The 20293-nt window shown below is 71.4% G+C and carries 18 protein-coding genes; 10 read left to right on the top strand and 8 right to left on the bottom strand.

The window, feature by feature from the left end; all coding sequences use genetic code 11:
- Positions 1 to 12: 12 nt before the first annotated feature.
- Positions 13 to 1590, top strand: a complete 1578-nt coding sequence (locus ABZX11_RS32685) for a glycoside hydrolase family 13 protein (RefSeq protein ID WP_354920251.1) — start codon at positions 13 to 15, stop codon at positions 1588 to 1590.
- 49 nt (positions 1591 to 1639) lie between these two features.
- On the opposite strand, the gene ABZX11_RS32680 is transcribed toward ABZX11_RS32685, so the two are convergent.
- From ABZX11_RS32680 to ABZX11_RS32670, 3 genes are read right to left on the bottom strand one after another with little or no spacing between them, the layout of a single operon-like run.
- Complete coding sequence (locus ABZX11_RS32680; protein ID WP_354920248.1) at positions 1640 to 1783, bottom strand: hypothetical protein; 144 nt, start codon at positions 1781 to 1783, stop codon at positions 1640 to 1642.
- Positions 1780 to 2628 carry a DUF5829 family protein gene (locus ABZX11_RS32675; RefSeq protein ID WP_354920245.1) on the bottom strand — a complete coding sequence of 283 codons (849 nt, stop codon included), beginning with the start codon at positions 2626 to 2628 and terminating at the stop codon, positions 1780 to 1782. The genes ABZX11_RS32680 and ABZX11_RS32675 overlap by 4 nt, the downstream gene beginning before the upstream one ends.
- Positions 2621 to 3844, bottom strand: a complete 1224-nt coding sequence (locus ABZX11_RS32670) for an aminopeptidase (RefSeq protein WP_354920242.1) — start codon at positions 3842 to 3844, stop codon at positions 2621 to 2623. The genes ABZX11_RS32675 and ABZX11_RS32670 overlap by 8 nt, the downstream gene beginning before the upstream one ends.
- Before the next feature lie 848 nt (positions 3845 to 4692).
- Here ABZX11_RS32670 and ABZX11_RS32665 point away from each other — a divergent pair.
- The 8 genes from ABZX11_RS32665 to ABZX11_RS32630 are packed head-to-tail and all read left to right on the top strand — an operon-like array spanning position 4693 to position 13324.
- Positions 4693 to 5601, top strand: a complete 909-nt coding sequence (locus ABZX11_RS32665; protein ID WP_354920295.1) for a YcaO-like family protein — start codon at positions 4693 to 4695, stop codon at positions 5599 to 5601.
- An 18-nt stretch (positions 5602 to 5619) separates the two neighbouring features.
- A complete protein-coding gene (locus ABZX11_RS32660; protein WP_354920239.1) occupies positions 5620 to 6858 on the top strand; it encodes a hypothetical protein in 1239 nt (412 codons plus the stop codon).
- A 4-nt stretch (positions 6859 to 6862) separates the two neighbouring features.
- A complete protein-coding gene (locus ABZX11_RS32655; RefSeq protein WP_354920236.1) occupies positions 6863 to 8521 on the top strand; it encodes a hypothetical protein in 1659 nt (552 codons plus the stop codon).
- On the top strand, positions 8518 to 9117 hold the full coding sequence (locus ABZX11_RS32650) for a class I SAM-dependent methyltransferase (RefSeq protein WP_176175688.1): 600 nt from the start codon (positions 8518 to 8520) through the stop codon (positions 9115 to 9117). The genes ABZX11_RS32655 and ABZX11_RS32650 overlap by 4 nt, the downstream gene beginning before the upstream one ends.
- The gene (locus ABZX11_RS32645; RefSeq protein ID WP_354920232.1) at positions 9104 to 10480 is read left to right on the top strand and encodes an FAD-binding oxidoreductase; all 1377 of its coding nucleotides are present in this window, start codon (positions 9104 to 9106) and stop codon (positions 10478 to 10480) included. The genes ABZX11_RS32650 and ABZX11_RS32645 overlap by 14 nt, the downstream gene beginning before the upstream one ends.
- Positions 10477 to 11373 (top strand): hypothetical protein, encoded by an 897-nt coding sequence (locus ABZX11_RS32640; protein WP_354920230.1) that lies wholly within the window; start codon positions 10477 to 10479, stop codon positions 11371 to 11373. The genes ABZX11_RS32645 and ABZX11_RS32640 overlap by 4 nt, the downstream gene beginning before the upstream one ends.
- A gap of 50 nt (positions 11374 to 11423) precedes the next feature.
- The gene (locus tag ABZX11_RS32635; RefSeq protein ID WP_176175685.1) at positions 11424 to 12701 is read left to right on the top strand and encodes an MFS transporter; all 1278 of its coding nucleotides are present in this window, start codon (positions 11424 to 11426) and stop codon (positions 12699 to 12701) included.
- Positions 12698 to 13324 carry a VOC family protein gene (locus tag ABZX11_RS32630; protein ID WP_354920227.1) on the top strand — a complete coding sequence of 209 codons (627 nt, stop codon included), beginning with the start codon at positions 12698 to 12700 and terminating at the stop codon, positions 13322 to 13324. Before ABZX11_RS32635 ends, ABZX11_RS32630 begins: the two co-directional genes overlap by 4 nt.
- Before the next feature lie 10 nt (positions 13325 to 13334).
- Here ABZX11_RS32630 and ABZX11_RS32625 read toward each other — a convergent pair whose 3' ends face one another.
- Entirely contained in the window at positions 13335 to 14213 is an 879-nt protein-coding gene (locus ABZX11_RS32625) for a LysR family transcriptional regulator (RefSeq protein WP_354920224.1), read from the bottom strand.
- Positions 14214 to 14283: 70 nt separating this feature from the next.
- On the opposite strand from ABZX11_RS32625, the gene ABZX11_RS32620 reads away from it, so the two are divergent.
- Complete coding sequence (locus ABZX11_RS32620) at positions 14284 to 15300, top strand: SDR family oxidoreductase (protein ID WP_354920221.1); 1017 nt, start codon at positions 14284 to 14286, stop codon at positions 15298 to 15300.
- Positions 15301 to 15437: 137 nt separating this feature from the next.
- On the opposite strand, the gene ABZX11_RS32615 is transcribed toward ABZX11_RS32620, so the two are convergent.
- The 4 genes from ABZX11_RS32615 to ABZX11_RS32600 all read right to left on the bottom strand — a co-directional run bounded on the left by ABZX11_RS32615 (position 15438) and on the right by ABZX11_RS32600 (position 20182).
- On the bottom strand, positions 15438 to 16412 hold the full coding sequence (locus ABZX11_RS32615; protein WP_354920218.1) for an AraC family transcriptional regulator: 975 nt from the start codon (positions 16410 to 16412) through the stop codon (positions 15438 to 15440).
- Between the two features lie 23 nt (positions 16413 to 16435).
- Entirely contained in the window at positions 16436 to 17170 is a 735-nt protein-coding gene (locus tag ABZX11_RS32610) for an SDR family oxidoreductase (RefSeq protein WP_354920215.1), read from the bottom strand.
- A gap of 58 nt (positions 17171 to 17228) precedes the next feature.
- Complete coding sequence (locus ABZX11_RS32605; RefSeq protein WP_354920212.1) at positions 17229 to 19139, bottom strand: S8 family serine peptidase; 1911 nt, start codon at positions 19137 to 19139, stop codon at positions 17229 to 17231.
- Positions 19140 to 19285: 146 nt separating this feature from the next.
- Entirely contained in the window at positions 19286 to 20182 is an 897-nt protein-coding gene (locus ABZX11_RS32600) for an NADP-dependent oxidoreductase (protein WP_354920209.1), read from the bottom strand.
- Positions 20183 to 20293 lie beyond the last annotated feature (111 nt).

Below are 20293 nucleotides of genomic sequence, written 5' to 3'. Positions count from 1 at the left end.
AGGGGCACTTTCGTGACCGACAAGACCGGCTGGTGGCGGAGCGCGGCGATCTACCAGGTGTACATCCGCAGCTTCGCGGACGGCAACGGCGACGGCGTCGGCGACCTGGCCGGCGTCCGCGCCCGGCTGGACCACCTGGCCGACCTGGGGGTCGACGCGATCTGGTTCACGCCGTGGTACCCGTCGCCGATGGACGACGGCGGCTACGACGTCGCCGACTTCCGCGACATCGAGCCGCTGTTCGGCACCCTCGCCGAGGCGGAGGACCTGATCGCCGAGGCACACGCCCGCGGCATCCGGGTGATCATCGACATCGTGCCCAACCACTGTTCCGACGAGCACCGCTGGTTCCAGGCCGCGCTGGAAGCCGGGCCGGGATCGCCGGAGCGGCAGCGGTTCTGGTTCCGGCCCGGCCGCGGCCCGGACGGCAGCGAGCCGCCGAACAACTGGAAGTCGCGCTTCGGCGGGTCCGCATGGACCCGGGTGCCCGACGGCGAGTGGTACCTGCACCTCTACAGCTCGCGCCAGCCGGACTTCAACTGGGACAACCCGGAGATCCGCACGGAGTTCGAGGACGTGCTGCGCTTCTGGTTCGACCGCGGCGTGGACGGCTTCCGCATCGACGTCGCCGACGGTCTGGTCAAGGACCCGCACCTGCCCGACGTCGACGACGGCGACGAGACGCCGTTCTCCGACCAGGAAGGGCTGCACGAGATCTACCGCTCGTGGCGCAAGATCGCCGACAGCTACGGCGGCGAACGCGTGCTGGTCGGCGAGATGTGGCTGCCGGACATGTCGCGGGCCGCGCGCTACCTGCGCCGCGACGAGCTGCACTCGGCGTTCAACTTCGACTTCCTGGTCTGCCCGTGGGACAGCGAGCGCTTCCGGGACGTCATCACCCGCACGCTGCGCGCGCACGACGAGGTCGGCGCACCGGCGGCGTGGGTGCTGTCGAACCACGACGTCACCCGGCACGTCACCCGCTACGGCAGACAGGGCGACACGGGGTTCAGCTTCGCGAACCGCCTGCACGAGCTGCCGGTGGACCTCTCGCTCGGCACCCGGCGCGCCCGGGCGGCGGCGCTGCTGACGCTGGCCCTGCCCGGCGGCCTGTACGTCTACCAGGGCGAGGAGCTGGGGCTGTGGGAGGTTCTGGACATCCCCGACGAGCTGCGCCAGGACCCGGTCTTCGCCCGCACCCACGGCACCGACCCCGGCCGCGACGGCTGCCGGGTGCCGATCCCGTGGTCCGGCGAGGAGCCCCCGTTCGGCTTCGGCAGCGGCGGGGCTTGGCTACCGCAGCCGGTTTCCTGGAGCGAGTACACGGCCGAGGCGGAGGCGGCGGACCCGGCGTCGATGCTGTCGCTGTACCGCAACGGCCTGCGGATCCGCCGGTCGCTTCCCGCGGGGGCGCTCGAGTGGCTTTCGCTGGGCGAAGGCGTGCTGGCGTTCCGGATCGGGACCGGGTTCACGTTCGCGCTGAACTTCTCGGCCACGCCGGTCCCGCTGCCGGCCGGGGAAGTCCTCCTGGCCAGCGGCGAGGTCACTGACACGTTGCCGACGGACACGGCGGTCTGGCTGCGGCACTAGAACACACCGGAGGCCACCGCCGGACAAACCCGCGGCGGCCTCCGGTGGCTCACCCGACGCGCTCGGACAGCTCGAACACGGTGCCCCACGGGTCGCGGAAGAACGCGAGCCGTGCGCTGATGCCCGCGACCTCGAACGGCGGGTTGACGACGCCGAACCGCGGCTGGGCGGCGGCCCCGGCGCCGCCGGTCACGCGTTGGCCGCAAAGGTCCAGACCGCGCGCTGGCCGGGGCCGACGGTGAGGGTGGAGTTGCCGATCTCTTCGCTGTGCACCAAGGGCATCGGCTCGACCAGTGCCATGTCCACCTGACGCAGCCCGGCGGCCGCGCGCGGTACCGCGTCGAACCGCAGCACCGCGCCGCCTCCTTCGGCGACCACACCCCCGGGTCCTTCCCGCACTGTGTACCCGCCCGCCCGCAGCAGGGGAACGCTGCCGGCGAGGTCGTCCGCGGTGACGGCGACCCTGACCCCGGTGAAGTCGAGCAGGTGCGGTGATCGGCGGTAGCTGTCGAGGTAGCGCTCACGGCCGACATCGCCGGGGTGGGCCTCGGGCCCGCTCCCGCTGCGCGGGTCGGCGAAATACGATTGTTCGTATTCCATTCCCCAAACCCGGAACGCGTCGTAGATCTGCGTCGTGTAGACGGCCCGGAACCACGGAATCAGCACCCCGTCACCGAAATCGCGCGGGTGACGGCGCTCGACCGGCGTCGGCACCCCGAGCTCCGGCAGCCTGCCGGCGACCGCGGCCAGCTCGCCCGCGCTCTCCACGGACAGGCCCACTCCCGCCGAACCGAGCGCGGCTTCCCGACCGGGCACGTCGCCGGCCCTGAACAGCTCCAGGTACGTCGTGCGGCCCATCACGTACCACCCGGTCCACGTCCGGCTGTCGTCCGTCGTGGTACGGGGGTGGCAGCCGGCGAACGTCCGCAGGTATTCGGACGCGGCGACCGCGTCGGCGGTCACCGCGTCCAGCACTCCGTAACAGTGGTTGAGCTGCAGCAGCTGCCGTTCTTCCGCGACGGTGGGGCTTTCAGGCATCCAGCTGCCACTCGTCGCCGTGCACCAGCGGAACCACGGTGCCGCCCTGCTCGATGCCGTCCACCTCCACCTCCGGACCGCCGACCATGAAGTCCAGGTGGATGCTGGACTGGTTGATGCCGATTTCCCGCAGGGCCACCGGATCGTTCGCCGGCGCGTCCTCCACCGCGAACGGCGCGCCGTTGCCGAGAGCCAGGTGGCACGTCGCGTTTTCGTCGAGCAGCGTGGTCCGGAAGAGCGTGTTCAGCTCGCCCACCCTCGACGTCGCGTCCACCAGGGCCACCTCACCGAACCGGGTCGCCCCTTCGTCCCGGGACATCAGCTGGTGGATCGTCTTCTCGCCGGCGGACGCACTCGCCTCCTCCACCCGGCCGCCCGCGACGCGCAGGGTGAGGTCCCGCACCTCGACGCCGCCCGCGTAGAGGGGCCGGGTGGCGCGGACGACGCCGTCGGCGCGGCGGAGGTCCGGGACCGTGCCGATCTCCTCGGTCGGCAGGTTGGGCAGGTGCTTCTGCCCCCATTCCGTCTCGAAGACCGCGGCTCCCCAGCGCGCGGCCGGCAACAGGCCGACGGTCAGGTCGGTACCGGGTCCGCGGAACCGGATGGCGTCGAAGTGCCGCTCGGTGATGGCCTTCGCGCGCGCTTCCAGCCGCGCCATGTGCTCCTGCCAAGCCGCGACCGGGTCCGGCTCGTCCAGCCGCACGGCTCGCTCGATCAGCCCCCACAACCGATCGACGTCGGGTTCGCCGAACAACGCTTCGGCCCACCCCTCGGTCGGGCACGCGATGATCGACCAGGCGACCGCGCGCTCGTTGATGCCACGCAGGTGTTCCTTGCGGACGTCGATCGCGTCCGCGCGGGCGACCCGGCCGCCGTCCAAGCCCGCCATCGCGTTCGGGTCCGGGTCGCCGACGATCACCATGCGGCACACGTGCCGGCGCCTGCCTTCTTCGAGCCGCATGACCTGCCAGGGCGGCGCCCAGCCCAGGCCCTCGTCGGCACCGAACTCCACCTGCGCGCGCAGGATCTGCTGGTCGTTGTACAGGACATCCACGTAACGGGCGCCTGCCGCGTAGGCCGCGCGTGCCACGCTGCGGGCGAGTGGTGCGTGCTCCACCGCCGCCTCGACCAAGAGGTCCTGACCCGGCCGGAGACACACGCCGACCTCCACTGCCAGCTTCGCATAGCGGTTCAACCGCTCGACCGTGCTCACCATCGACCCGTCCCCTTTGTTACATTCAGGTAAGATCCGCGAATTCGCCCGACAATACAACAGAAGAGTGGTAATGCGCTTCGCGCACTGTTTCTTGATCGTCCGCACGTGCATCCCCGCCGATCACGGAGATCACTATAGCGAGCCGACGACCGGATACCTACGGGCACAAGCGGAAACCATGATCAATTGAAGGCCTCCCGTTGCCTGTCAGGCGATCAGAATTGTACGGCCGGAAGAGCGTGCAATTAGCCCGAATGGCATACCGCTGAACGTTACCTTGGCATTCTGGAAGAGATCCTGCTAGCATCGGGGAGCGATCACGGCTCGGTTCCGAGTCGCATGGGGACTGGGGCGGAAATCGCAAATTTGAACCATCAATCAGAGGTAATTCACCTTTCGGAGGATTGAAATGGTCGAGTTTGAGCTGGACATCGTCGAGGACACGCAGGACTTCCCCGTTCTCCTCTGCACCTCGTACTAAGGGGAACAGCTCGCCGATGACCTGTTCGGGCTTATCTGGAGGGGCCTGTCGAGAAGCCAGCTGATCCCTGGCACAGTTTCGATACGTTCTTGCGCGATATTACTGTCGTGCCCTTCGGTGTCGTGCGGCCGAAGGGCGGTTCTGCCGTGGTAAATCGCGCAATTCCGCCCGAGCGGGCGTCAATCACAGCGAACTGAAGCGGACGGGCGGGTCTCGTCACGAGGCCTGCCCGTCCGTCAGAACGGAGCATCTTTCGGTGAGCGCTACGCCGATTCTCGATGATCAGTTGTATCTGGGGTTGGATCACGTGGATGCCCGGTCCGGTCGTTTCGCGGGCGGGGCCTGCGACGACGTGCCCGAACGGGCCATGGTGCGGGCACACGGCGAAGCCACCGAGCGGGCGAGTTTGATCGAGAACGGTCCGCTCATGGTCATCTCCCGGGGTGAGGCGGTGGAACGTGGCCTTTCCCTGTTCACCCCGCACGAAATCCTCGAAGACGCCGAGGACTGGGTCCCGGCCCGGAGCGCCACGACCGGCGAGGCCGCCGGCGTGCCGGCGGACGCCGCGCTGCTCCGCAGGGTGAGCACCAAGCTGCGCGTACTGCCGTGGCGGCAGAGTTCGGTCGGCACGGCCGCACACCCGGACCGCGACGTCGCCGGCGTCAGCGGGATCCTGGAATGCCTGGAACGCCAGGCGATCAGGCGGGTGTGGGCGGGAACGGTCACGCTGGAGCCCGCCACCGAGCAGCTCGCCGAACTGATACCGCCCGGGCTGGCGAAAGCGCTTGCGGACCGCCGGCTCGTCGCCCACGCCTGGGGGGTGCGGGAAATGGCGCCGATCCACGTCACGCTGGTCCTGGTCGGCAGGCACGACCGGGCCCAGGCGACCTTCGGCGCCGGTGCGGGGTTCGCACAGGGGCCCGCGCTGCTGCACGCGTTGCACGAGGCCGTGATGGTGCGGGCCTCGCTGGGGAATCCCGTCAACCGGAGCGAACCCGAATTCCTCCGCGGCGCCCGTTCGGCCGGTCACCAGGAGGCGTTCCTGTCCTTCCTTCGCCACCTCGAGAAACCCGTCGGCGAGGCGAGCGACCCGGCCGCGATCACGCCCTCCGAACTGCCGGCCTTCGTCGAAGACCGTTTCGGTGTCGCGCCGCTGCTCATCGACGTGCCGTCGGTGAACGCCACCGCCGTCGTCAAGGCGGTCATCCCGTCGGCGGAGTTCCTGACGCCGCGGTCGGGCGGCGACTACATCGTCGCTCCGGGCTACCTGGAATAGCAGAAGGGATCTTCAACGATGACTTCGACCGCCGCGAGACGCCCGGGGCTGACCGATTACCCCCGATCAGACGACACCGCGTTGGCCACGCTGGAACTCTCCGACCACAACCGGACGATGGTGCTGCGGCGGCGTGAGCTGTGGTCGACCTACCTGCGCGGCCACGGCAACCCGGACGCGGCAGTGGCCACGCGGTTCATCCCGCTGCTGCTCGAGCTGATCCGCACCCGCTCCGGCGAGGGGCTCCCGTTCGTGCCCGGCTCGTACTACCCGCCCGGTTTCCGTCAGCACGTCCTCGGTCACACCGCATTCCCGGACGACGCCATCGATCACCGGTTGAGCGCGAAGGACGAGAGCGGGCTGCCGTTCCTGGCGGAACTGCGCGCCATGCTGGAGCCGGGCTCGGACGTCTCCGTGCCGACCCTCACGTCACTGGCACAGGTCCTCAACGTGCTGGGGTTGTTCAGCGTCTCCGCCAAAGCGCTCGGCAAACGAGCCGTCGAAAGCGGCGACCCCGTTCTGACCTACGAGGTGGCCCGTTCGTACTACGGGCTCGTCACCGATTCGGACAAGGCGGCACAACCGTTCCACACGCTGGCCGCGGACACCGGGATTTCGCCGGGGACCCGGCTGAGCGCCTACGGCAGGCTGATCGCGCACTACTGCCGGCGGCAACGCGACCTCGACGAGTGCGCCGAGGTGGCCGCGGACGCGCAGGCGCTGATCGACGGCGTCACGGCGGACACCTTCGACCTCCGCCTGTACGTCAGCCGGACCTACCGGGCACTCGCGCTGTACGCGGTGCGCCGTCGCGACATGGCGGACATCGCCGACAAGATGCAGCTCGCCATCGACCTCGCCAGAGGCCTGAGCGCCGCGGCGAGCACCCCGGCGGAAAAGGTGGCGGCCGCGCAGAACGAGCGGCTGAGCCTGGAGGCCAGTCTCAAGGCGTTCATCAACTCCAAGGGCCGCGCGATGGTCATCGACATGGAACCGGACGCGGCGGCCGGCCGGCTGCTCGAACTCGACCCGGGTGATCCCTACACGCAGCTCTACGCGGGCGACACGCTGTGGATGACCGGCCACGACGAACGCGCTCTCGAATGCTTCACGACGGGGGGTGCGCTCGGCACCTTCCCCGGTGCGCTGGCCGCGGCGCGGGCCGGCGTCGCCTTCGACACGCTGGGGCGCAAGGAAGAGTCGGAAACCTGGTTCGCGGTGGCCGCGGAGCTGGACCCCGCCGCCACGGCGGCCTGACGCGATGACGGAAGCGACCCGGCTGGTGGCCGATCTGCCCGACCGCTCGGACGCCGTCGTCAGCGGCCTGTCGGAGGCGTTCCGGCAGTCCCAAGTGGACTACCTGCCGGACTCGGTGTGCTGGTACCGGGACCGCTGGCTGGTCTCCACCGACGCGTGGGGAGACCGCCGGGTGGGGCGGTTCGACCCGGACGCCCGTCGCTGGACCGAGTTCCCGGCGCCCGCCGGCTGGATCCGGCGGCCGATGTCGGACGGCGGCGACCGGCTGAGCGTGCTGTGGCACGAGCACCACGCCGACGACGGCAGGCAGCTCGCCCTGCGCGACGGCCGCTGGGACGTGCTCGAGGAGCACGTCGAGGAATCCGGGGTCACCGACTGGGACGGCAGGCGCCTGGCGCATCGCAGCCCGGCGGGCAACGCGGCCGTCCTGACCGCAGGCGGCGAACTCGTCCAGGTGACGACGCAGCCGGACGGGAAGTCGGCGTTGACCGGCCCCGGGTGGCAGATCGGGGTTCCGCGCGGGGCCACGGTGTCGCACCTTTCGCCGTCACCGGACCGCGAGGCGGTGCTGGCGGTGATCCGCGGCGGTGCCAGCTACCAGCTCGTCGTGATCGCGAGCGGGACCGGCAAAGTGCTCAGCCCGCAGCCGCTGCGGAAGGTCGTGCTGCCGTCCTCCGCCTGGCTGGACGACACCCGGGTCGTGCTCTGCGCGGAGGAATGGCCGAGCATCGTGCCCTACGTCTGGGATTGGGCGAGCGGGCGCGTCGAGCCGGTGTGGGCACCCGGGACGACCGGATCCGTCCGGTCCGTGGCCACCGCCCCGGACGGCACGTGTGCCGCCGCGGTCGGCACCCCCACCCTGCCGCGCACCCTCCGGGCCCTCGACGACACGTCCTTCACGGCGCCGGCGCCGGGTGGCGAGGTCCGCGCGGTGGTCGTGCGGCGGGGCGAGCAGCTGCTGCCGTGCCTGGTCCACGAACCGCAGACCGCCTGCCGCGGCACCGCGTTCTTCGTCCCCGGTGGCCCGCACGTCCCGATGTGGGGCGAGTTCACCGCGCTGACAACGGCGATGAACGAAGAGGGCTGGCGGGTCGTGCGGGTCAACCTGAGCTCCAGCGGTCTGCGCCAGCCCGAGTACCGGCCGAAGGGACCGGTCCGGTTCGGCGTGGACGACGTGGCGGACCTGGGCGTGGTGATCGAAGAGCTCGCCGACGGCCCGGTCGTCACCATGGGGATGAGCTACGGCGGTTACGTGGCGGCGCTCGCGGGCGAGCTGTCGGACCGGTGCGCCGGGGTGGCTCTCCTCGGTGGCTTCCTGCACCACGACGACCTGGCCGGCACGGCACACCCCGGCGTGCGCCAGTTCGCCGGGTTCGCGTTCGCCGGCCGCGCCCCGCTCGGTGCCGACCGGCTGCGCAAGCGCTACTTCATCGCGCACGGTGAGCTGGACGAGCGGATTCCGATGGCTGCCGTGCGGAGGCACCTCGACCGGATGGACCAGCAGGCCACTTTCGTGGAGCTCGACGGCGAGGGGCACGCCATCCGCACCGACCGGGGTGCCCGCCTGGCTTATCCGCCACTACTGGAGTGGATGAACGATGTACGCGGCGGCCGGGCACCGGCCGGGGGCCGCCGCGTCCGAGAGGGCGTGGAGGAATCGTGAACGAACTGGTCAAGGTCCCGAAACTCGTCGAGGTCGCCGAGAAGCGGGCCATGGAAGAGGACTTCCACATGTCCAGCGCCCGCGACACGGGGCAGCTGCTGCGCGCGCTCGCCGCGAGCAAGCCGGGCGGGCTGCTGCTGGAGATCGGCACGGGCGTCGGCGTCGGCGCGGGCTGGCTGCTCGACGGCATGGACCCCACCGCGCGGCTGATCACCCTGGAGGTGCATCCCGAAGCGGCGGAGATCAGCACGGAGATGCTGGCCGGCGACTCCCGCGTCGAGGTGGTGCACGCCGACGCGATCGAGTGGCTGCGGACGTACGACGGCCCGCTCTTCGACATGATCTTCGTCGACGCCAGCGTGCCGAAGTACGAGGAGCGGGCGCTGACCCTGTCCCGGATCGCCCCCGGTGGCCTGTTCGTCTGCGACGACGTCATCTGGTCGGCGAGCTGGGATCCGGCCGTCCGGCCGAGCAAGGACCGGGTCGACAAGTTCCGGCTGGAGATCTTCGACGAGCCGGACTTCCACGTGCTGCTGATGGACTGGGGGCCCGGCGTCTGCGTCGCGACCCGGATCGCGGCCGATGTCGACAGCTGAGGACGGCCGCGCACTCCGCCGGGCGTTCGAGGCCGGGTTCGGCGGGACGATCGTCGACCGGTGGCATCCCGCCTACGACGATGCGCGTCGCGTGTGGAACGGGCTGGTGGACCGGCGTCCGGCGCTGATCGCCCGGTGCGCCGACGTGGCGGACGTGATCGAAGCGGTGTGCGTGGCCGCGGAGCACCGGCCGCCGGTGAGCATCCGGGGCGGCGGCCACCAGGTCGCCGGCAGCGCGGTGTGCGACGACGGGCTGGTGATCGACCTGTCGGCGATGACCGCGGTGCACGTCGACCCGGCACGCCGGGTCGTGCGGGTGCAGGGCGGGGTGACCGTCGGCGAGCTGGACGCCGGGACACAGGTCTTCGGGCTGGCGGTGCCCGGCGGGGACGTGACGGGCACCGGCGTGGCGGGCCTCGCCCTGGGCGGCGGGATCGGCATGCTGACCCGGGCACACGGCCTGACGTGCGATCACCTGCGGTCGATGGAGATCGTGACGGCGGACGGCCGGGTCCGGACGGCGGGCCCGGACGAGTACCCGGACCTCCTCTGGGCGGCGCGCGGCGGCGGGCGGGGTCTCGGCGTCGTCACCGGCATGGAGTTCGACCTCGTCCCCCTGGGGCCGACCGTCTCCTACGCCGAGGTGTACTACTCGTCGGAGCAAGGGGATGCGGTGCTGCGGGCCTGGCGCGACGCGGTCGCGACCCTGCCGGACACGGTCTCGCCGATGACGATCCTGCGCGGTATGCCGCCGTACCCCCAGGTGCCCGAAGGGTTGCGGGACACCCCCGTCGTCGGCGTCGGCGCGGTTCACGCCGGTCCGCCGGAGGAGGCGCAGGCGGTGCTCGCACCCCTGCGTCAGCTGGCCACCCCGCTGCTCGACGTGAGCGGGACCGTGGGCTACGAGCAGTCGCCCAGCCCGCCCGCCGGGATCCGGGCTTTCATGAAGTCCCATTTCCTGGACGAGCTCACCGACGACGCGATCCGGACCCTGCTCGACCGGCAGGCGTGCTGCCCCGGCCCCGGCGCCGAGCTGGTGATCCGCACGATGGGCGGCGCCGTCCGGGACATCCCCGCGGACCGCAGCGCGTTCCCGCACCGCGCGGCGCAGTTCAACGTCAACGTCAACGCGATGTGGCGCGACACCGGGCTCGACGAGACGATCCTCGGCTGGTGCCGGACGAGCTGGACGGCGCTGGGACCGCACGCCAACGGAAGTGTCTACCTGAACTTCTCGGGCTTGGCCGAAGACGCCGATTCCGTGCGCGCCGCCGTTTACGGACCGAGCGCGGCCCGGCTGGACGCGATCCGCAGTGAATTCGACCCGGAGGGACTTTTCGCGTGGGCCGCCCGTCAGCCGTGACCTCCCGTGCCGACCGGCTCCTCGCCCGGCTGATGGAGGCGTACGAGCAAGGAGCGCTGACCGAGGTCGACGCGGCGGCCTCGCAACTGGGGACCGCGCACCCGGAACTGCAGGTGTGGTCGGCGTACATCCGCGCCGGCGTCATGGCGTTGCGCGGTGCGCCGGAGGCCGGCCTGCGGCTGCTCGCCGAGGCCGTCGAACGCGGTGGCTGGTGGAGTCCGCAGCTGCTGGCCGATCCCGCGCTGGAGACCATCTGGCCGCTCGACCGCCAGGACGTCCGCGCCGAGTCGGAGCGGCGCTGGCGGGCGGCGCAGGAGCGGGCCGAGGTGAGCTGGGAGCTCATCCGCCCGGACACACCGCCGTCCGCGGTCGTCGTTTCCTTGCACGGCAACGGTCCGGCGCCCGCGGACCTCTTCGCCTCGCTGTGGGCCGAACTGGGCTCGTGCGCGGCCTGCCTGGTGCGCTCACCGCAGCTGGCCGCCGTCGGGGTCCACGAATGGCGCGACCACGACCGGGCCGTCGCCGACGTCCGGACCGCCGCGCGGGCCGCACGGGCCGAATTCGGCCCGGAGGTGCCGCTGGTCCTCGCCGGACTCGGCGCCGGAGGCCGGATCGCGATCGAAGCAACCCTCACCGGTGCCGTGGCGGCGGACGGCGCCGTGGCGTTCGCACCGAACCTGCGGCCGCTCGGAACGGTGGCCGCAATCGAGCCGCGAATCTGTATTTTCCCTGGTGGGACCCCGGCATCGGTGGCCTCGTGCGAAAGCTTCGCGGGATGGGCCCGTACGCGCGGGATCGACTGTTTCCTCCGTTACGAGGACGGGATGGGCCACGCGTTTCCGGCGCGTTTCGGTGCGGCGATGGAGGGGGTCCTCACCTCCGTTCTTCGGTAGTATCCCGTACGCGCGGGCGAAATTCGCTCGCCGGTTCGCAAGGGGGTTGTATGACGGCGGCTGCCGATCCGCAGAAACCGGGCGTGTGGGCGACATTCCGCGACGCCCCCGCGGCGGCGAAGACGATCATGTTCGGCGTCATCGTGAATCGTCTCAGCGGCTTTCTCGTGATCTTCCTGGTCCTCTACGTGTCGGCGCTCGGCTATTCGACCGCCCAGGCCGTGTTCGCCCTCGGCGCCTACGGCGCCGGCGGGGTGGTGGGCACGCTCGTCGGCGGGGCGCTCTCCGACCGGTTCGGGCCGCGTCTCACGATCGCGGGGAGCATGGGCCTCAGCGGCCTGCTGATCGCGTTCATGCTGGTGCCGAACCAGTATCCGCTGCTGTTGGTGGCCAGTGTGCTCGTCGGCGTCACCTCGCAGGTTTTCCGGCCCGCCTCCTCCACCCTGCTGTCGGACCTCACCCCCGCCGACAACCAGGTGATGATTTTCGCGATCTGGCGGTTCGGCCTCAACGTCGGCTCGACCGTGGCCCCGATGCTCGGGTTCGCCCTCTACTACCTGGACGGCAAGCACTACACGGTGGTCTTCCTCACCGAGGCGATCGTCGCGGTCGCGTACGCGGTGCTGGCCTGGGTGATGCTGCCACCCCGGGACGTGGTGCGGACGATTGCCGCGCCGGTCGAATCCGACCCCGCCGCCGGCTCCGGCCGCGGCGGTTACCTCGCGGTGCTCCGGAACCGCCGCTATGTCGTCTTCCTGCTGGTGGCCGCCGTGCACACCATCGTTTACCAGCAATACCTTTCGACGTTGCCCCTGACCGTGAACGAGGTCAAGCTGGACGTCTTCTGGTACACGCTCGCCGTTTCGCTGAACGGTTTGGTGGTGATCGCCCTCGAACTGCCGGCGACGAAGGTGGTGCAGCGGATGCCGATGCGGATTTCGATCGCGATCGGCCTCGCCCTCATCGGAATCGGCGTCGGCGTGTACGGGCTGCCCTTGGTACCGGCGGTGATCATCGGCGGGACACTGCTGTGGACGATCGGCGAGATCATCAGCGGCCCGTCGCTGTTCGCCTACCCCGCGGTCGTCGGGGCCGGCCCGCTGAAGAGCCGGTACATCGGCAGTTTCCAGTTCGCTTTCGGGCTCGGCAACACGGTCGCCCCGCTGGTCGGCGGCTGGCTGTTCCTCTCACTCGGAACCGCCCTGCTGTGGCCGCTCCTCGGGGCCGTCGAGGTGCTCGTCGCGGTGGCGATCCTCGGCCTGGTCCGGGTGCCGAAGAAGGCGCCGCCGGCCACCGAGCTGAACGAAGTACCGGCCGAGACGGCATGATCGACCACATCCTGTACGCCACGCCGGATCTCGAGTCCGGTGTGGACGAGCTGAACCGGCGGTTCGGGATCCGGCTTTCGCCCGGTGGCCGTCACCTCGAGCTCGGTACCCGGAACTACCTCGCCGATCTCGGTGACCGCACCTACTTCGAGGTGCTGGGCCCGGACCCGGACCTGCCGGTGCCGGCGCACGGACGGCCGCTCGGGATCGACGACCTGACCGAGCCGCGGCTGTCCACCTGGGCGGCCCGGGTGGACGATCTGGACGAGGCCGTGCGAGCCGCCACGGCGAACGGGTGCCGGTTCGACCCGGTCGTGGCCATGTCCCGGGACCGGGGCGATGGTGTCCACCTCGCCTGGCGGGCAGCCGCCCCCTCGGAAGGACAGGGGTTCGGCCAGGTCATCCCGTTCCTCGTCCAGTGGGAGACCGAGGCGTACGCGGCCGAGCTGTCCGCCAAGGGCGTGCACCTGGTGTCCTTGGTCGTGTCGCACCCCGACGCCGCGATGGTGCGGGGTCACCTGGCCTCGCTCGGGCTGACGGACTGCGTCACCGTGCGGCAGGCGGCGGAACCTTCTCTGCAGGCAACGCTGCAGACCCCGGCCGGAGAAGTCACCTTGGGGTGAGCGGCCGTCCTCAGACCGTCGCGTGCTCCGCCAGCGTCTCGATGAACGCCGTGGTCAGCGGGTCCGGGGCCGCGCGCGTGTACGCCGTCAGGGTGCGGTGGATCGGGACGCTCGGCCGCAGCACCCGGCCGTCGAAGCGGGGCGGCAGGACGTTCGCCGGGACCAGCGCCGGGCCCAGGCCCGCCGCCGCGAGGATCGGGGCGGCCGCCGTCTGCTCGGTGCGGACCGCCGCGCGGGGGCGGAAGCCCGCCGCCGCGCAGGCCGCGTCCACCAGCTCGGCCAGGCCGTTGCCCGTGGCGTAGTGCACCCACGCGCAGCCGTCGAGGGTGGCCAGGTCGACTTCGCCCGTGCCGTCGTCCTCGCCGGCGCCGTCGGCGGGCAGCACCACGACGAACTCCTCCACGCCCAGCTCGCGCACCGGACCCGCCCAGTCGCCGGGGCGCGGGCCGAGCGCGACGTCGGCCTCCCCCGCCGCCATCGCTTCGCGCAGCTCGCCGGCGTGGCGGAATTCGATCAGCCGGACGTCGACCTCGGGCCGGTCGCGCCGCCACACCCGCAGCGCCGGCGGCAGCACGCCGAGGCTGACCGAGTACACCGTGGCGACCTGCAGCTCGCCCGCCGCCGTCCCGGACGCGAGCCGGGCGGCGCAGCGTGCTCGTTCGGCGTCGGCCAGCGCCGCCCGCGCGTGCGGCAGCATCGCCCGGCCCATCGGGGTGAGCCGGACCGCCCGCGGCAGCCGCTCCAGCAGCGGGCCGCCGAGGCTGCGTTCGAGCGCCCGCATCTGGTGCGACAACGCCGGCTGCGTCACGTGCAGCTGCTCGGCGGCGCGGGTGAACGAGCCGGTGTCGACCACCGTGACCAGGTACTCCAGCTGCCGCAGGCTTGTCATGAACGCAGCTTATCGACTTGGTGACAACCAAGCCTTGGACTTATTGCGCGTTCACCCCCAGCCTGGAGGCATGGAACGCAAGACCGCCCTGGTCGCCGGGGCCAACGGGATCATCGGCCGCACGCTCACCGAGCACCTGCGCACGAGCGGCTGGGACGTCACCGGCCTCTCCCGCCGCGGCGGCCCCGGCACGATCGCCGTCGACCTCCTCGACGCGGACGACACCCGCGCGAAGCTCGCCCCGCTGACCGGCACCACCCACCTGTTCTACGCCGCCTACCAGGACAAACCGACGTGGGCGGAGCTCGTCCCGCCGAACCTGGCGATGCTGACGAACCTCGTGGACGCCGCCGAAGCGGCCGCACCCGGACTGGAGCACGTCAGCCTGATGCAGGGCTACAAGGTGTACGGCGCGCACCTCGGCCCGTTCAAGACCCCGGCGCGCGAGACCGACGCCGGGCACATGCCCCCGGAGTTCAACGTCGACCAGCAGCAGTTCCTCGAACGGCGGGCGGGCACCTGGACGTGGTCGGCGATCCGGCCGTCGGTCGTCGGCGGCACGGCGCTGGGCAACCCGATGAACCTCGCGCTGGTGATCGCGGTGTACGCGTCGATTTCGAAGGAACTCGGGCTGCCGCTGCGCTTCCCCGGTAAACCGGGCGCGTACGACAGCCTGCTGGAAATGACGGACGCGGGTCTCCTGGCCTCGGCGACGGTCTGGGCGACCGGGCACCAGGGCACGTTCAACATCGCGAACGGCGACCTGTTCCGCTGGCGCGAACTGTGGCCGAAACTGGCGGCGTACTTCGAGCTCGACGTCGCCCCGCCGCTGCGGATGTCACTGGCGGAGGTGATGGCGGACAAGGGTCCACTGTGGACGGCAATGTCTTCGAAGTACGGTCTTTCGGCGTCCTACGCGGACGTTTCGGCTTCGTGGGCCTTCGGCGACTTCGTGTTCGGCTGGGACTACGACATGTTCGCGGACACGTCGAAGTCGCGCCGGGCGGGCTTCCACGAATACGTCGAAACGGAGCAGATGTTCTCCCGGCTGTTCGACGAGTTCCGGAAGGCCGGGGTGATCCCCTAGCGGCCGGCGGTACCAGGCGAAGGCACCGCCGGCCGCGGGTCAAAACCGCGTGCCGACGTCTTCCAACCCCCCGTGGAATTCCCCCTTACGACGACCGCGGCCTCCCGTTCAGGGTAGGCAGGCCGCTCGGCCGCCCGCTATCCGTTTTCCGCCGAGCGGTCGGCGGAAAACGGATGGCCCGCGGTGCGGGACGGTGGCTGCCCGTAGACCTCGCGGTAGTACGCGGCGAACCGGCTCAGGTGCGTGAAGCCCCAGCGCGTCGCGACCTCGGCGACCGTTCCGGACGCGGACCCGCCGGCGATCCGCAGCAGGTCCTGGTGCACCCGGTCCAGCCGGACCCGCCTGAGGTAGGCGCCCGGGGTGGTCCCGAAGCCGGCGCGGAAGCGGTCCTGGAGGGTGCGGGGGCTGACCCGCGCGGCCGCGGCCATGTCGGCGACCGAGATCGGCTCGCCCGCGTGTTCCTCGCAGTACGCCATGGCCCGCCGCACCGCCCGCGGCAGCGCCGGGTGGGCGTGCGCGGGCAGGGCGGTGCGGTGGTCGTGCGGCTGGAGGTCGACCAGGCCGTGCACGAGGACCTGCTCGAAGTGCGCGGCGGCCAGCGGCGACCGGGCCGCCAGCGGTGACGCGGTGAACGCCGCGAAGGCCCGCGCGGTCGCCAGCCAGGCGGCGACGGCCGGGTCGGCGTCCGCGAAGCCGGGGTCGAACCGCAGCGCGGCGGCGGGCGGTTCACCGGTCTGCGTGGTGACGGCGGCGTCCACCGCCGCCTGCGGCAGGAACAGGATGAGGGTGTCCGAGCCGGCGGCCAGTGACATGCCCAGTGTCGTCCCGGGCCCGGCGATCGAGCAGGGCGAGGTGACCTCGCGCCCCGCCACCCGGACCGAGCCCGCGCCGGCGAGCGGGAGGTGGACGTTGTAGAAGTCGGGCAGTTCACCGGCCGCCACCTCGACCGGGACGCCCCAGCGCAGCTCGTAGAGCGCCAGCCCCCTCCGGTGCAGCCGGCGGAAGCGGCCGGGCCCCGGCTCGCCGCGGCCGACGCGCAGGCCGTGGGGCGAGAACTCCCCGGTCACCGCCTCGTCCAGCGCCTCGACGTCGTTCCCCTCGTACAGCAGCATCGCGGCTCCCCCCGCTGCCGACCCTACCCGCGGCCGATGAACGGCATGGTCGTCGCGGTGATGGTGAGGAACTGGACGTTGGCGTCCAGCGGCAGGGCGGCCATGTACCGCACGGCGTCGGCCACGTGCCGGACGTCGAAGGTCGGCTCGGCGACGACCCGGCCGTCGGCCTGCGGGATGCCCGCCGCCATCCGCTCGGTCATCTCGGTGGCGGCGTTGCCGATGTCGATCTGCCCGCAGGCGACGTCCCAGGCCCGCCCGTCCAGCGAGATCGACCGGGTCAGCCCGGTGACGGCGTGCTTGGTCGCGGTGTAGGCGACGCTTGCGGGCCGCGGGGCGTGCGCCGAGATCGAGCCGTTGTTGACGATCCGGCCGCCGCGGGGTTCCTGGTCCTTCATCAGCCGCACGGCCTGCCGCGCGCAGAGGAACATCCCGGTGAGGTTGACGTCGACGGTCCGCTTCCAGTCCTCGACGGACAGCTCGGCGACGGTCCCGCCCGCGGCGATCCCGGCGTTGTTGAACAGCAGGTCGAGCCGCCCCCACCGCTCCCGCACGGCCGCGAAGAGCGCCTCGACGGCTCCCTCGTCGGAGACGTCGGTGGGCACGGCGAGCGCGTGCTCGAAGCCCGCGGCGGTTTCGGCGAGCGCCTCGGACCGCCGTCCGGCCAGGGCAACGTGGTAGCCGTCTTCGAGGAGGGCGCGGGCCACCGCCCGCCCGATGCCCGAACCGGCTCCGGTCACCACCGCGGTCTTCACCATGCCCCGACCCTAACGAAAAGGGCCCGGCGCGTGCCGGGCCCTTCACGCGGAACGTCGGTTACTTCGCCGCCACGCCCAGCGCGGCGAGCGCCGGGCCGGCCATGATCACGCCGTTGCCGGTCACCGTGTCGAAGCCGGGCGTGCCCAGGTCGATCGCGCTCGACACCAGGGCCGAGCGGATCTGGGCCGGGGTCGCCGTCGGCTTGCCCGACAGCAGCAGCGCCGCGATGGCCGCCGCGTGCGGGGCCGCCGCCGACGTCCCGAAGAACGGCTGGAAGCCGGTCACCGAGGTCGCCACGCCGTCGGCCGCGGTGATGTCCGGCTTGTTGCGGACCGTGCCGCCGGTCGAGGAGACGTTGCCGGGGGTGATCGCCGTGCCGTCGGCGTTGTAGAACAGGCGGCGCTTGCCGTCGGAGGAGAAGCGCTCCCACTTGCTCGACGCCGTGTACAGGCCGGGGTACGGGCCGGCCGGGTTCGCCGGGTCACCGGTCTCCAGCGGGCGGCCGAACGCACCCGCCGCCGGCGCCGCCGCCACGCTGAACGCGTTGGCCGCGGCCGAGTGGCCGTTCGTGACACCGTTGGTGCTGAACGCCTTCAGCGAACCCGAAGCCACGAAGCGGCCGCGGATCACGTTCAGCGCGATGAACCGGTCGGCGCCGGAGTACTTGACGACCGCGACCTTGTAGCCGGAGCCGCTGGACGGCGCGGACGCGATCTCGTACGGGTTCTGCGAACCGGACTGCGCGTTCTCGCTGGAGGCCACGACGCTGCCCGAGGAGTTCAGGATGAACAGGTCGTAGTCGTTGGCGGACTTGCCCCACGGGTCGGACCAGAACAGCGTCACCGGGCGGCCGAGCGAGCCCGCCGAAAGCGCGTCGAAGTTCTGCGTGGTGCTGCTCGGGTCGAAGTCGTGCGGGGTGCCGGTGACGCCGCTGATCTTCGACGACGAGGCCCGGAAGTCGCCCTCGTAGTAGCCGCTGGTGCCGTCGGTCGCGTTGCCCGAGTTGCCGGCCGAGGAGAAGTAGAGCACGCCGGCCGCGGTCACGTCGTTGACCGCCTGCGCGACCTGCGTGTCCTGGAACGGCGACTCGTCGAAGTAGGAGACGTCGTCGACGATGATCTGGCACTTGCCGGTGGTGCGCAGCGCGCGGATGTTCGCGGCGAAGCTGGCCTCGCTGGTGAACGCGGTGGCGAAGCCGAGGGTGGCGTTCGGCGCGAGGTCGTGGATGATCTCGAGCATCGCGGTGCCCTCGTCGCCGCTGCCCTTCTGGCCGGACAGCACGTCCACCGCGGGCAGTTCGCCTGCCGACTGCGACTTCGCCAGGGAGTCGACGCCGTCGGAGAGCACGCAGACCTTCACGCCGGAACCGCTGACGCCGTAGGTGGTCCGGGCGGTGTCGGCGCCGTGCGCCTTGTCGCCTTCGGAAACCTGCGTGGCGGCGGCCTGCGCGGCGGCGGCTTGGGCGGCCTTGCGGAAGTCGCGGTTGCCCTGCTCGCTCCAGGTGGTGGCCTGCGCGGCGGGCTTGACCTCGGTGACGTCGGCCCGGCCGGCGATCGCGTCCAGGGCGGACAGCGGCAGGTCGGCGCGGACGGCACCGTCCGGCGCGGCGTAGCGGACGGTGCCGCCCGCCGCCTTGACGGCGTTCGCGACGGCGTTGCCCTGCGCGGCGATGTCGACGGAGACGGTGCCGGCGGTGTTGACGCCGACGCCGGAGCGGTATTCGGGCAGCTTCGCGGCCAGCGACCGGTCGGCCCGCAACCGCTTCTCGACGACCAGCTGGCTCGATTGCTTGCGCTCGGCGGGGCTGAGGCTCTTCTTGATGCTCTGCAGCGCGTTGATGCCCGCTTCGGTGCGCGCGGCCGCGGCGTCCACGGTGGACGGCTGCGCCGCCGAGACCCCCGTCGTCAGCAGCAGTGCGCCGACCGTCAGCGGAACCGCGTGCGCGGCGACCCGGCTGAATCTCACCATCGATGTCTCCCTGTGGTACTCGGCCACCTGACCGAATGACACCCGACCGGGTGTAATGGGGAGAATCTAAGGAGTGACCGAGCCGGATTCCACCGACCAAAGTCGGGAACGCCGCCGGGTCCACATGCTGGAACTCGGCCGGGTGCTCAAGGAAACGTGAGAACTATTTTTCCCCGGCCGTGTCCGGTTTCGATTTCCCGATGTGCGGCCGCAGCCTCGGTGTACGGGTAAGCCCGGCGCACGGTGAACCGCAAGTCACCCTTGGCGTAGAGCGCGGCCAGTTCGGCGAGCCGCGCGGCCGAGCGTCCGGACTTCGAGACGAGGACGCCGAGTTCCGCGGCCCGGTCGTGGTCGACGAGGGTGAGGATCCGGTCCCGCGCCTTCACCAGTTCGAGTGAGACGTCGAGTGCCTCCCCACCGGCCCCGTCGAGCACGGCGTCGATCCCCTGCGGCGCGGCGGCTTCGATGCGGCTCTTGAGGCCGTCGCCGTAGACGACGGGGATGGCGCCCAGCTCGCGCAGGTAGTCCTGGTTGGCCTGGCTCGCGGTGCCGACCACGCGGGCGCCGCGGAGCTGTGCGAGCTGGACGGCCGCGGTGCCGACCGCCCCGGCGGCGCCGTGGACGAGCAGCGTCTCGCCGTGGCGCGGGTTCAGCAGTTCCAGTGCGATGGACGCGGTCTGCGCGCCGGCGGTGAACCCGCCGGCCACCTCCCACGGCATTTCCGGCGGCTTCGGCGTGACATCGGTGACGGGAACGACGATGCACTCGGCGGCGGCCTGCACGGCGGTGAAGCCGAGAACTTCGGTCCCGGCGGGGAGTTCGCCTTCGTCGACGACGCCGGCGAACTCGTTCCCGGGCACCCGCGGCCAGCCGAGCTCCAGGTGCGGCGGTTCCCACCCGGCCCGCACGGCGGCATCGAACGGCTGCACCCCGGCGGCCTTGACCCGCACCCGGACCTCCCCCGGGCCGGCGTGGGGTTCGGGCAGCTCGAGGACGCGGAGCACTTCGGGCCCGCCGAATTCGGTGAACGCAACGGCTTTCACGGATTTCCTCCAGTGGGTGGCGTGTACCGCCATCCTGGAACTTCGAGTCCACTGGAGGTCAAGAGCGGGAACTGCCGGTGCCCGGCCACACGGTCGGCGGCGTCGCGAGGA

The organism is Amycolatopsis sp. NPDC004169 (genome assembly GCF_040610315.1).
In the GTDB taxonomy this organism is placed as follows: domain Bacteria; phylum Actinomycetota; class Actinomycetes; order Mycobacteriales; family Pseudonocardiaceae; genus Amycolatopsis.
The sequence above is the reverse complement of the archived record's forward strand: the minus strand, read 5'-3'. Positions and strand labels throughout refer to the sequence as shown.